Below are 12,234 nucleotides of genomic sequence, written 5' to 3' on the forward strand. Positions count from 1 at the left end.
ATTGGCTCCTTCTGATTGCGCCGCCTGTCGCGGCGGGATCTAGTCACGATAGCAGAGAGGGGCGACGACTGTGGATGGCGATGGAGTTGCGTTTCGCTCGGTTCGATATGTATCGGATGCGCTTAAGCCGCGCGCGGCGGTGCCGAAACCGAAGGGCTATTTCTATCCATGAAGCCTAAATCCGGCGATATAGGGCAACGCGGACAGAACAAAACGGCAGACGCGAACAGCGCGACGAAGAGATTCCGGCCTCAAAGTCGGTGTTCGGGACGCGGCCGCGCGCCTTGAATCTCGTGTGAGTCTCAGTTGCTGCCGGTGGCGAAGCGCGCGATGGGATCGTCAGCTTGGTTCGAACGCGGCGCGGTAAGCGAGCCGGTCGATGCGCGGATGACGTGCGCGGGCGGATCGGCGGGATCGCTCGTTGCCTGCGCCGCGCGCGCTTGCTTGCGTGCGGCGTTCGATGTCGGCGGCGGCGGTTCGAAGGCGTCGGCGGCGGCTTGGATGGGATCGGGGGAAGCGTTTGCCGAGCCTGCCACCGCGGATGGCGCGATTGCACCGGCAAGGCGGGCTTGGCGTTGCGCGGCGCTCAAGGCGGGCGGCGGAGGTTCGAAGGCGTCGGCGCTGGATCGTGCGGTATCGGTGGTTGCACCTGCCGCAAGCGCTTGACGCTGCGCCGCGCTCAAAGTAGGTGGCGGCGGCTCGAAGGCATCGGTACTGGATTGTCCAGTACCGGTTGCCGCGCGTGCCTGTCGCTGCCCTGCGGTCAAGGTCGATGGGAGCGGCTCGGAAACATCGGCATTCGATCGCGCGGAACTGGCCGTCGCGCCGGCCGCAAGCGCCTGCCGCTGCGCTGCACTCAACCTGGATGGCGGCGGCTCGAACGCATCGGCGTTGGATCGTGCGGCATTGGTCACCGTGCTTCGCCGTTCCCCCGCATTCAATGCCGATACAGGCGGTTGATATGCCTCGTTACTCGTCCCCGCCGCGCTTTCCCTAGCATATGAATCGGCAGGCGTCGAAGATAACCGTCCATTAGCCGAAACCTGAGCGCTCGCACCCGCCGCCGTCGGCACGTCAGATCCAGCAGGCGACGCCAAGTACGTCGGCGCATCGAAAGGCGCGGGCCCGCTTTTCGGCGGCGCAACGCGCCGGATTCCGTCGAAACGCTTTGCCCAATAAGGATTGGTCAAATAATCGAGCCGGACCGTCCCGCCCGTCGACGGCGCATTCACGAACCGCAACTTGCCGACATAAATCCCGACATGCGAATGCGCCCGCCCCGTCGTGTTGAAGAAAATCAGATCGCCGGGCGCAACGCCGTCCGGCTCGATCGATTCCCCGCGCCCGCTCATCTCGGCGGTCGTTCGCGGCAGATTCACCGACGCCGCGCGATCCACCACGTAGCGTACGAGTCCGCTGCAATCGAAGCCCGCTTCCGGCGTATTCCCACCCCATCGATACGGCACACCAACGAGCGCCATCGCCTGAATCGAAATTTCCTCGCGCCCGACGCTATGGTCGACGAAAGTCGGGAAACCAGGAGGCGGCTTGTACGTGCGATTCGCGGCTGTCGACGATGCCGCCGGCTTGCGCGTGCTCTCCTGCGGCACGCTTCCACACGCGGCGAGCAGAACGGAGACAAGAAACGGCAGCCAGATTCGACGCATTGCAGACGGCGAGCAGCATCTCGCCAGAAGAGGGCAGTCTGTCGATACTAGACCGCCGAACGGACGTGCGGCAAGTTTTCCTGAGACATCACATGAAGTTTGCGTCGTAAGTGTTGCAGTGGCGAAACGATCGGACGAATAGAAACGGCCCGGCGAATCGCTTCACCGGGCCGTTTCGTCAAGTCAAAAGCGCTTACAGAATGTCCGACGCGTAATCCGCCAGACGCGAGCGCTCGCCGCGCGCAAGCGTCACATGGCCGCTATGCGTCCATCCCTTGAAGCGATCCACCACGTAGGTCAGGCCGGAACTGCCTTCAGTCAGATAAGGCGTGTCGATCTGCGCGATATTGCCCAGGCAAATGATCTTCGTGCCCGGACCCGCGCGCGTGACGAGCGTCTTCATCTGCTTGGGCGTGAGATTCTGCGCCTCGTCGATGATCACGTACTTATCCACGAACGTCCGGCCGCGCATGAAGTTCATGCTCTTCACCTTGAGACGCGAGCGAATCAGTTCTTGCGTCGCCGCGCGGCCCCATTCGCCGGCGGCATCGTCGGTTTTCTGCAGGACTTCGAGGTTGTCGTCGAATGCGCCCATCCACGGCTGCATCTTCTCTTCCTCGGTGCCCGGCAAAAAGCCGATGTCCTCGCCCACCGGCACGGTCGCGCGCGTCACGATGATCTCGTTGTAGCGCTTGTCGTCGAGCACTTGCGCCAAGCCGGCGGCAAGCGCCATGAGCGTCTTGCCGGTGCCGGCCTGACCGAGCAGGGTGACGAAATCGACCTCCGGGTTCATCAGCAAGTTGAGCGCGAAGTTCTGCTCGCGATTGCGCGCCGTGATGCCCCACACGTTGTTCTTGTGATGGCCGTAGTCACGCAGCGTCTGCAAGAGCGCCGTCTTGCCGTTCAACTCGCGCACCACCGCATGGAACGACGGCTCGCCGTTCTGCGGCTCCAGATAGACGAACTCGTTGACGAGCATCGACGAACACAGCGGACCGGTCACGCGGTAATACGTGGTGCCGGTTTTCGTGTCCTGCCAGCTCTCCATGCCCTTGGCGTGCTTGGTCCAGAAGTCCTGCGGCAGCGCGCGTACGCCCGAATAGAGCAGGTCCTTGTCTTCGAGAACCTGATCGTTGAAGTAGTCTTCGGCGGGCAAGCCGAGCGCATGCGCCTTGATACGCATGTTGATGTCTTTCGACACCAGCACGACCTGCCGGTCCGGGCGCTCTTTCTGCAACGCGCGCACGACGCCGAGAATCTGGTTGTCCGCCTTGCCGACAGGCAAGCCTTCGACCGGTTCGATATCGGTGAGCGTCGTCTGGAAGTAGAGCCGTCCGAGCGCGTCGCGATTACCCTGCGCGGCGAGCGGCAGCCCCGCCGACATCTCGCCCGCGTGCGCGACGAGCGCGTCGAGCGTGCGACTCACCTGACGCGCATTGCGCGCGACTTCCGACATGCCCTTCTTGTGATTGTCGAGTTCTTCGAGCGTCATCATCGGCAGATAGACGTCGTGCTCCTCGAAGCGGAAGAGCGAGCTCGGATCGTGCATCAGCACGTTGGTATCGAGCACGAAAAGCTTGTGCAATTCGGCTTCCTGCACGCCGCGCTGACGGCGTTTGTTCTGCGCGGCCGGCTCTTTCGCGGCGCGCGCGGCGGTCGTGGCCGCGGGCGCGACGGGTGCATCCGCGCGGCCGGTACGGGCTTCGCGCGCGGCGGGTTCGACAGGCGTTGCGGGCGCGGCTTCATCGGCTGCCTGACGCGCGTTCGGCGCCGGCTGCAGGAGCGCGGCGGTCTGTTTGGTGCGGCGTGCGCGCGTGGCAGGTGCGGGCGCGGCGGGCATGACGGCTTCGCTCGGCGCTTCGAGCGGAATCTGGGTCAGCACCTCGCTCGCGATGGAACGCAGCGTATGCGCGGCATTCGCCGCGGGACGCTCGGCGGCGACGGTCTGGACCGCGCCGTTTTCCTCGTCGCCGGATGACGACGTCTGTTTCTTCTGCTTCGACGGCCGGGCTTTGGCTTTGTATTCCTCAGCCGGGAGGAGATGGCCGAGCTTGGCCGGGGCGGTAGGCAAAGGCATGGTGTTCCCTCGAAAGGAATCGGGTCGTATATTGCGCGCCGCCTGTCGCATTCTGCTCGTTCGCCCTCGCAGCGAATCGTGGTTCGCAGTCTGCGTCCGGCGGCGCGCTTCGTTTGTCGAAAACGCCGGTTCGCCTAAGTTTCGATCTGCTCCTTGAGTGTGCGTCCACTGGTGTCGTGCGAAGGTCCGGAAAACCTCGTGGCCGACTGTGGCATTCGCGCGACGCCAATAAAAAAGCCGCCGTCCCGACTACCGGAACCAGCGGCTGACTTCGAGTCTGGTGCGCTGTACCGCCGTAGATGCCTCGCATAGCCCGGGCTCCTGCCGATTGCGCCTAATGGCGTACGGCAGCTTTCGCTCGGTAGAAGGTCATGGGGTGGACAGGCGCTCATTGCGGACCAATATAGCGCGCCTCAAATTGCTTGTACAGCCTCGACGATGGCCTCGACGTGCCCCGGCACCTTGATGCCTCGAAACTCGCGGCGCAGCACGCCTTTTGCATCGAGCAGAAACGTGGAACGCTCGACACCGCGCACTTCCTTGCCATACATCTTCTTCATTTTGATGACATCGAAAAGCGAGCAGATGGCTTCGTCGGCGTCCGATACCAGCGTGTACGGCAGCTCCAGTTTGGCCTTGAAGTTGTCGTGCGATCTCACGCTGTCGCGCGAGATGCCGACCACTTCCGCGCCAGCGGCCTGGAATTGATCGTAGTGGTCGCGAAATTGCAGGCTTTCCGTCGTGCAGCCGGGCGTGTTGTCCTTGGGATAAAAGAACAGCACGACTTTCTTGCCGCGCAGGTTCGAGAGCGTGAACTCGCCGCCGGTGGCGGGTGCGGTGAAGTCGGGAACGGGCTGATCGACTGCGACTGACACGAAGTTTCTCCTTTGTCGGCCAGGGTCGGGCGCGTAGCCCAACCTTGGCCAGATGTTGTTTATTTGAAGCAGAGGGACTAGTAAGCAGAAGCGGATCAGCCCGGCTGAACGATCAATTCGCCGGCGCGGCCAGGGATCTCGCCCCACGTGACAGGGTACGTGGGCAGGGAAGCGCGGTCCAGCGTCGCATGATAGTCGCCCATCGTGGCGAAGCTGTGTCCCTGCGCGCGCCAGCCCGCCAGCAGTTGCTCGAACACCGGCGCGAGCTTCTGGCCTTCGAGTTCGGCGTGCAGCGTGAAAACCTGGTCGCGCGGATTGTTCTGCGTGTGACGCAAGAGATACGCGGCGACGTTGGTCGTGTCGACACCATCGACGCCGAGGATTTCGTCGAGGGTCGGCAGGGTGGTCGGCATCTGAATGTGATCGAGCGTGCGGCCATTGAGCACTGGAATATACGGCGTATGGCCGCGCCCGTCGGATGCGTAGCGCATGCCCCAGGCGTCGATCTGTTCGAACGCGTAGCCGTTCATCTGCCAGCCCGCCGCGCCATGCGTGACGGGCGGCGCGCCGAAAATCTCGATGAAACGCGCATGGCTTTGCTGCATCTGCGACACGGTCCACGCCTGATCGCGCGCGCGCACGTTGTCCTGCCAGTAAACGTGATCCCACGTATGGATGCCGCATTCGAACCCGGCTTCGTGGATGGCGCGCATTTCGGCCTTCGCCTCGCGGCCGATATCCGGCCCTGGCAGCAGTACGCCGTACATCAGCGTCTTCACACCGTAATGCTCGACGACAGACGTGCGCGACACCTTCTTTAGAAAGCCCGGCCGGAACACGCGGCGCAGCGCCCAGCCGGTGTGATCCGGCCCGAGGCTGAACAGAAACGTCGCGCGGGCGCTGCATTTGTCGAGCAATCTGCCGAGTTTGGGCACGCCTTCGCGCGTGCCGCGCAGGGTGTCGACGTCGATCTTGAGAACGATACGGGCCACGCGCCGTTCCTTAAGACTGCTCGACGAGCGCGCGAGCTTCGCCGACGAGCGTGCGATACGCTTCGAAAATCTTGCGCAGCGCGTCGTCCATGCTCGCTTCCGGCTTCCAGTCCAGTTCCTGCATGGTGTTGTCGATCTTCGGCACGCGGTTCTGCACGTCCTGATAGCCCGCGCCGTAGTACGCGCCCGACGAAGTCTCGACGAGCTGCACCTTCTTCGCGGTCTCCGCGTACTCGGGATACTCGGCGGCGAGCGCGAGCATCTTGTGCGCGAGTTCGCGCACCGAGAAGTTGTTGACCGGATTGCCGATGTTGTAGATCTTGCCCGACGCCATGCCGTCCTTGTTCTCGATGATCTTCATCAGCGCGCCGATGCCGTCGTCGATATCCGTGAACGCACGCTTTTGCGCGCCGCCATCGACGAGGCTGATGTTCTCGCCGCGCACGATGTGTCCCAGGAACTGCGTAACCACGCGCGACGAACCTTCCTTCGCGGTGTAGATGGAGTCGAGGCCCGGGCCGATCCAGTTGAACGGGCGGAACAGCGTGAAGTTGAGGCCTTCCATGCCGTAACCCCAGATCACGCGGTCCATCAACTGCTTCGAGCAGGCGTAGATCCAGCGCGGCTTGTTGATGGGGCCGTAGGAAAGCGTGGAGTTCTCCGGATCGAACTGCTCGTCGGCGCACATGCCGTACACCTCGGAGGTCGACGGAAACACGAGGTGCTTGCCGTACTTGACCGCCGACCGCACGATCGGCAGGTTGGCCTCGAAGTCCAGTTCGAACACGCGCAGCGGCTGCTTCACGTAGGTCGCGGGCGTGGCAATGGCGACGAGCGGCAGAATCACGTCGCACTTCTTGACGTGATACTCGACCCACTCCTTGTTGATGGTGATGTCGCCTTCGAAGAAATGCATCCGCTCGTGATTCGCGAGGTCGCCCAGGCGATCGGTTTGCATGTCCATCCCGAAGACTTCCCAGTCGGTCGTTTCGAGGATGCGCTTGGAAAGGTGATGGCCGATGAAGCCATTGACACCCAGGATGAGAACTTTTTTCATGAATGACGAGAGGATTGAATGATTCGGCCGAATTCGGCGGGTTCGACGGTGCGCTCCTCGCCCACGGGCTGCGCTTCGGCATTCAATGGCCGATGACGCAACTCGTGCACGGCGACGACGCGGCCATCGCCGCAGACGCCAAACAGCGCATTATCCGCCAGCGTCAGGCCGCAGGGCAAATCCCTGAGCGCGGCGAGCCGCTCGCGCGTAACGCCGGGCGCACCGGTTTCGGGAACGAGCCGCGCCCGCGCGACGATGAAGCGCTCGCCGCCCATGTCCGTGAACGCGCCGGGATAGGGCGGCGCCACCGCGCGAATCAGGTTGTAGACGCGTTGTGCGTTCGCCGTCCAGTCGATGCGGCCATCTTCCGGTTTGCGCCCGCCGTAGTAGCTGCCGGCGGCGAGATCGTTCGGCAGACGCGGCGCTTCGCCGGCAAGCAGGGCGGGCAGTACGCGCCAGAGCGTTTGCTCGGCGGCGACCACGGTTTTGTCGAAGACCTGAGCGGCGGTGTCATCCGGCAGGATAGGCACGGACGTCTGCGCGAGGATCGCGCCGGCGTCGGGCTTTTCGGCCATTTCGTGCAGCGTCGCGCCACTTTCGGTTTCGCCGTTGAGCACCGCCCAGTTGGTCGGCACGCGGCCGCGATATTTCGGCAACAGCGAGCCATGCATGTTGTACGCGCCGCGCCTGGCCAACGCGAGCAGCGTCACGGGCAGCATGTGCCGGTAGTAGAACGAGAAGATGAAATCCGGCGCGGCGTGGGCGACTGCGTCGTGCACGTCGGGCGCTTTGGGATCGGCGGGCGTGATCACGTCGATGCCATGTTCCGCCGCGACCTGCGCCACGCTGCCGAACCAGATGTTCTCGCTTGCGCTGTCCTCGTGCGTCACGACGAGCCGCACGTCGACGCCGCGCGCGAGCAGCACCTGCAGACAGCGCACGCCGACATTGTGATAAGCGAATACGACGGCGCGCGGCTTCATCGGCCTTCGTCCTCGCGATCGGCGACCGCCAGATGGATCACTTGCTGGCGCGGCTGGCTGGCCGTTGGCAGGCCGTCGCGCTGCTCGAGAATGGTCTGCACGAGATAGCGCGGACGCGCGCGCACTTGCTGATAGATCCGGCCGATATATTCGCCAAGCAGGCCGAGCGCGAAGATGATCACGCCGAGCATGAAGAACGTGATGGCGAAGAGCGTGAACACGCCCTGAACTTCCGCGCCGAACATGAAGCGGCGAATCAACAGCAGCAGGAACAGGCCCGCCGATCCGACCGAAAGGATCACGCCGATGAACGACAGCCATTGCAACGGCACGACCGAAAAGCCCGTCACGAGGTCGAAGTTCAGCCGGATGAGGCTATAAAGCGAGTACTTGGATTCGCCCGCGAAGCGCTCTTCGTGCGCCACGCCCACTTCGATCGGGTTCTGTGCGAAGGTGTAGGCAAGCGCCGGAATGAACGTGTTGATTTCGCCGCAGCGGTTGATCGTGTCGATGATATGCCGGCTGTACGCGCGCAACATGCAGCCCTGATCCGTCATGCGAATCTTGGTGATGCGCTCGCGCAGACGGTTCATGGCAAGCGATGCCTTTTTGCGCCACAGGCTGTCCTGCCGTTGTTCGCGAATGGTGCCGACGTAATCGTAGCCTTCACGCATCTTTTCGACGAGCTTGGCGATTTCCTCGGGCGGATTCTGCAAGTCGGCGTCGAGCGTGACGACGATCTCGCCGCGCGATTGCTCGAAGCCCGCGAGAATCGCCATGTGCTGACCATAGTTGCCGTTGAGCAGGATCACGCGCGTGGTGTCCGGACGCACGTGGAACTGCTGCGCGAGCAGCGCGGCCGACTTGTCGCGGCTGCCGTCGTTGATGAAGATCACCTCGTACGATGCGTCGAGCGCATCGAGCGCCGGATAAAGGCGCTCAAAGAGGGCGGCGAGGCCGGCTTCCTCGTTGTAGACCGGAATGACGACCGTTACCTCGGGTGCCGTCGCCGCGAAATCCGTATGACTCATGTTGCGCTGGGTGTCCTTGTTAGGCATGCAGTCTGGCGTGCTGCGCACAGATCTCGTCGATGGAAGTGACCACGTGCGCGATGTCCTCCGCGCTCATTTGCGGGAAAAGCGGCAACGTCACGTTGGATGCGCCGAAGTGCTCCGCGTGCGGGAACATGCCTTCCTTGAAGCCGCGCTCGCGATACAGCGTGAACAGATGCAGGGCCGGATAGTGCACGCCCGTGCCGATGCCGCGCTCCTTCAGCTCGCCCATGAACTGCGCGCGCGTGAGATTCAGTTGATCGAGCGGCAGCGTGACCTGAAACATGTGCCAGTTACTGTCCGTAAAGTTGCGCGGCGGCAAGCCTAGACCGAGTTTCACGGCCGCGCCGCCGTCGAAGGCATCGAAGTAAAGCTGCGCCAGTTCGCGCCGCCGTTGCGTGATGCTTTCCACCTTGCGCAGCGACCCGAGACCCACGCGCGCCGCCACATCCGTCAGGTTGTACTTGCCGCCGAGCACGTCGCAGTCCATGCCGTCGAAACCCGTGCGCGTGATGCCCTGCAGGCGATACTTCCGCGCGAGTTCGGCTTCGTCCTCGTCGTTCAAGACGAGCGCGCCGCCTTCGATCGACGTCACGTTCTTGTTCGCGTGAAAGCTGAACGAAACGAGATCGCCGAACGCGCCGATGCGCTTGCCGTTCCAGCTCGAACCGAACGCCTGCGCCGCGTCTTCGATCACGCGCAGCTTGTGGGCGCGTGCGATGGCGTAAAGCCGGTCCATATCCACCGGCAGGCCGCCCAGATAAACCGGCATGATCGCCTTCGTGCGCGGCGTGATGGCGCGTTCCAGCAAGTTCAGGTCCATGTTGCGCGTGGCCGGGTCGATATCGACCAAAACCGGCGTCGCGCCGACTTCGATGATGACGTTCGCCGTCGATACCCAAGTCATCGCCGTCGTGATGACTTCGTCGCCCGCGCCGACGCCTGCAATTCGCAGGCCGATTTCCATCGTGCAGGTGCCCGAGTTGAACGCGCGCACCGGCCTGCCGCCGACGAACTCCGACAATTCCGCTTCGAACTGCTGGTTCTGCGGGCCCGTCGTGATCCAGCCGGAACGCAGCACTTCGGCGACGCCCTGAATGGTTTCTTCATCGATGTCGGGCTTGACGAAGGGCAGGAACGGCCGCGATGTCTGAGTCATGGACTATTTGCTTAAGAAAATGGAGTTGATCTGATGTATTGGCGGCACGAGTGAATTCAACGCCGGTCGCGGCGCCTAACCGCGCGCCAGCACGACCACGCCGAGCAGAATGATGCCGATGCCGATCAGCCGCTGCAGCGACAGCACCTCGCCGAACAAATACCACGCCGCGAAGGCGTTGACGACATAGCCGAGCGAGAGCATCGGATAGGCGATCGACACATCCACGCGCGACAGGCCGACGATCCACACGCCCACGCTCAGCACATAGCAGGCAAGGCCGCCGATGATCGGCCATTGCGTCGCGATCCTGAAACCGACCGGCAGAATGTTGCTCGCCGTGAGTTCGAAGTGCCCGACGGCGTTGACGCCCGCCTTCAGCAGCAACTGCGCGCACGCGTTCAACAATACGCCGATGAGGATACAAGCGAAGGAAATCGGATTCATTGCGGATTAGTCGCGGGTTGGCGCCTGGTTGATCGTGCCGACGGTCTTGCTGGTCTCACACGATAAGGAAAAAGCCGGGCCGCCACAACGGGGTTGGCCGAACGGTCGTGCAATCCGTTTGCGCGCGTGGCACGCACTGTGTCAGACGTGGTGCCGCGCGAGGTGGCAGAGTGCGCCATCACGGTTGCGGTTTCTCGACGATCACACGGCGCGCGTCGCGGGCGATGACCTGCATCGGCACATGGCGGGCGGCGAGGTCGTCGTAGCGGCCAGGCGGCATCAGCGCGAGCGCATACGGTTGCGAGTCCCAAAGCTTGACCCATTGGTCGATGCTCGGCACCCACTTCCGCGGCTCCGTCTGCACGCCGAAGGTGAGTTCGTCGGCTTCCTGCACCATGATCATCGGCTGATCGAGATAGAACGGCATGGTGTGATCGAGCTTGGCGATCGAGTAGAAGGGCGTGCCGGGCGGGAGTTTCGCCATCGCGGCTTTCACGGCCGGCACGAGCTTGACGCCCGAGCTGTCGGTGCCGAAAACGTCGTGACCCGTTCCCGCGATGGTGCCGAGCAGCAGCCACGCCGCGCCCAGCCCTGCCGCGCCCGCAAGCACGTTCCGGCGATTGAGCCAGAGCGCCGTGAGCGTCACGACGAACGCCACCGCCAGTCCCGCATAAACCCATATCTGGAACGCGCGATACAGCGCATTGGGCGTATTCGCGCTGCCCGCCCGGCCGATGAAGATCGCGCCGAACGCCGCGGCGATCAGGAACACCGCATAGCCGATCAGATGCATGCGATAACGCGGCTTCGTCAGCGACGGCAGATAAAGCCCGAAGACGAGCGCGAGCGCCGGTGCAATCGGCAAGACATAGGACAGCAGCTTCGAATGCGAGGCGCTGAAGAACAGAAAAATGAACGCGGACCAGACGAGCAGCATGGTCACGGGCGCGAAGCCGTTGGGCTGGCGCGGCGTCTTGAGACCGTGGCGCACGCTCTGGAACGCGATCGACAGCCACGGCAGAAAGCCGACGATGAGCACCGGCACGAAGTAATAGAACGGTCCGGGACGGTTCTGCTCGGGCGTCAGATAGCGCTTGAACTGCTGCACGATGAAGAAGAAATTGAAGAACTCGGGGTTCTTCATCTGCACGAGCACGAACCACGGCGCGACGACGATCAGGAACACGATCAGCCCGCTGCCGATATAAAGCCGCTTCCAGAGCGCCCAGTCGCGCGCCACGAGCGAGTAGATGATCAGCACCGCGCCCGGCAGGATTACGCCGACGAGCCCCTTGGAGAGCATGGCCGCGCCCATCGCCGCCCAGCAAAGCCACATCCAGAGCCGCACCTCGCGCACGGCCAGCCCTGGGCGTTGCGCGAGCAAAAGCGCGCAGAGCGTGAGCCCCATCCAGAACGACAGGCCCATGTCGAGCGTGTTGAAGTGGCCCATCAGGTTCCAGTACGGGCAGGTCGCGAGAATCACGGCGGCCGCGAAGCCCGTCATCGCGTTGAAGACCCGCGCGCCCGTGTAGCCGACCATCAGCACGCCCGCGAAGCCGCAAAGCGCCGTATAGAACCGTGCCTGCCATTCGCCGACGCCGAACCACGCAAAGGTCAGCGCGTTCGCCCAGGTCTGCAGCGGCGGTTTCTCGAAGTATTTGTAGCCGTTGTAGCGCGGCGTGATCCAGTCGCCGGTGACGAACATTTCGCGCGCCATTTCGGCGTAGCGGCCCTCGTCGCTCGGCACGAGATGCCTGAGTCCGAGCGGCCCGAACCAGATGACGGCCAGCGCGACGACGAGAAGAATGAGTGAGAGACGCGTGAGCGGTAGCCGCGAAGGCGTATCGTTCATGAAGTCGACCTGTTCGATGCCGCCATGCGCGGCGCTTGTGAATGAGTGGCGCAACCGGCCGCGCGGGGCGCGA

10 protein-coding genes are annotated in these 12,234 nt (G+C 63.4%); all 10 read right to left on the reverse strand.

Features of this window, described 5'->3' with window-relative positions:
• Window positions 1–302: 302 nt before the first annotated feature.
• The 10 genes from QCE79_RS06200 to QCE79_RS06245 all read right to left on the reverse strand — a co-directional run bounded on the left by QCE79_RS06200 (window position 303) and on the right by QCE79_RS06245 (window position 12,161).
• A complete protein-coding gene (locus tag QCE79_RS06200; protein ID WP_309842717.1) occupies window positions 303–1,667 on the reverse strand; it encodes an NlpC/P60 family protein in 1,365 nt (454 codons plus the stop codon).
• A gap of 193 nt (window positions 1,668–1,860) precedes the next feature.
• Window positions 1,861–3,744 carry a PhoH family protein gene (locus tag QCE79_RS06205; RefSeq protein WP_250509041.1) on the reverse strand — a complete coding sequence of 628 codons (1,884 nt, stop codon included), beginning with the start codon at window positions 3,742–3,744 and terminating at the stop codon, window positions 1,861–1,863.
• A gap of 413 nt (window positions 3,745–4,157) precedes the next feature.
• A complete protein-coding gene (locus QCE79_RS06210; protein WP_244825211.1) occupies window positions 4,158–4,619 on the reverse strand; it encodes a peroxiredoxin in 462 nt (153 codons plus the stop codon).
• 95 nt (window positions 4,620–4,714) lie between these two features.
• Window positions 4,715–5,611, reverse strand: coding sequence for a polysaccharide deacetylase family protein (locus tag QCE79_RS06215; RefSeq protein ID WP_309842723.1), 897 nt, complete (start codon window positions 5,609–5,611; stop codon window positions 4,715–4,717).
• A gap of 10 nt (window positions 5,612–5,621) precedes the next feature.
• A complete protein-coding gene (locus QCE79_RS06220) occupies window positions 5,622–6,668 on the reverse strand; it encodes a bifunctional UDP-4-keto-pentose/UDP-xylose synthase (protein WP_244825208.1) in 1,047 nt (348 codons plus the stop codon).
• Complete coding sequence (locus QCE79_RS06225; RefSeq protein WP_250509039.1) at window positions 6,665–7,651, reverse strand: formyltransferase; 987 nt, start codon at window positions 7,649–7,651, stop codon at window positions 6,665–6,667. Before QCE79_RS06225 ends, QCE79_RS06220 begins: the two co-directional genes overlap by 4 nt.
• A complete protein-coding gene (locus QCE79_RS06230) occupies window positions 7,648–8,682 on the reverse strand; it encodes a glycosyltransferase (protein WP_244825206.1) in 1,035 nt (344 codons plus the stop codon). The genes QCE79_RS06225 and QCE79_RS06230 overlap by 4 nt, the downstream gene beginning before the upstream one ends.
• Window positions 8,683–8,701: 19 nt before the next feature.
• Complete coding sequence (locus QCE79_RS06235; RefSeq protein ID WP_309842727.1) at window positions 8,702–9,862, reverse strand: DegT/DnrJ/EryC1/StrS aminotransferase family protein; 1,161 nt, start codon at window positions 9,860–9,862, stop codon at window positions 8,702–8,704.
• A gap of 75 nt (window positions 9,863–9,937) precedes the next feature.
• Window positions 9,938–10,309 (reverse strand): SMR family transporter, encoded by a 372-nt coding sequence (locus QCE79_RS06240; protein ID WP_244825204.1) that lies wholly within the window; start codon window positions 10,307–10,309, stop codon window positions 9,938–9,940.
• Window positions 10,310–10,487: 178 nt separating this feature from the next.
• The gene (locus tag QCE79_RS06245) at window positions 10,488–12,161 is read right to left on the reverse strand and encodes a glycosyltransferase family 39 protein (protein ID WP_250492356.1); all 1,674 of its coding nucleotides are present in this window, start codon (window positions 12,159–12,161) and stop codon (window positions 10,488–10,490) included.
• Between the last annotated feature and the right edge of the window lie 73 nt (window positions 12,162–12,234).

The organism is Caballeronia sp. LZ003, assembly GCF_031451465.1.
Classification (GTDB): Bacteria; Pseudomonadota; Gammaproteobacteria; order Burkholderiales; family Burkholderiaceae; genus Caballeronia.

What these genes read in the sequence shown, in the direction of transcription:
- QCE79_RS06245 (WP_250492356.1), bottom strand. Translation starts at nt 12,161, where the DNA reads ATGAACGATACGCCTTCGCGGCTACCGCTCACGCGTCTCTCACTCATT.
- QCE79_RS06235 (WP_309842727.1), bottom strand. Translation starts at nt 9,862, where the DNA reads ATGACTCAGACATCGCGGCCGTTCCTGCCCTTCGTCAAGCCCGACATC.
- QCE79_RS06230 (WP_244825206.1), bottom strand. Translation starts at nt 8,682, where the DNA reads ATGAGTCATACGGATTTCGCGGCGACGGCACCCGAGGTAACGGTCGTC.
- QCE79_RS06205 (WP_250509041.1), bottom strand. Translation starts at nt 3,744, where the DNA reads ATGCCTTTGCCTACCGCCCCGGCCAAGCTCGGCCATCTCCTCCCGGCT.
- QCE79_RS06220 (WP_244825208.1), bottom strand. Translation starts at nt 6,668, where the DNA reads ATGAAAAAAGTTCTCATCCTGGGTGTCAATGGCTTCATCGGCCATCAC.
- QCE79_RS06200 (WP_309842717.1), bottom strand. Translation starts at nt 1,667, where the DNA reads ATGCGTCGAATCTGGCTGCCGTTTCTTGTCTCCGTTCTGCTCGCCGCG.
- QCE79_RS06225 (WP_250509039.1), bottom strand. Translation starts at nt 7,651, where the DNA reads ATGAAGCCGCGCGCCGTCGTATTCGCTTATCACAATGTCGGCGTGCGC.
- QCE79_RS06240 (WP_244825204.1), bottom strand. Translation starts at nt 10,309, where the DNA reads ATGAATCCGATTTCCTTCGCTTGTATCCTCATCGGCGTATTGTTGAAC.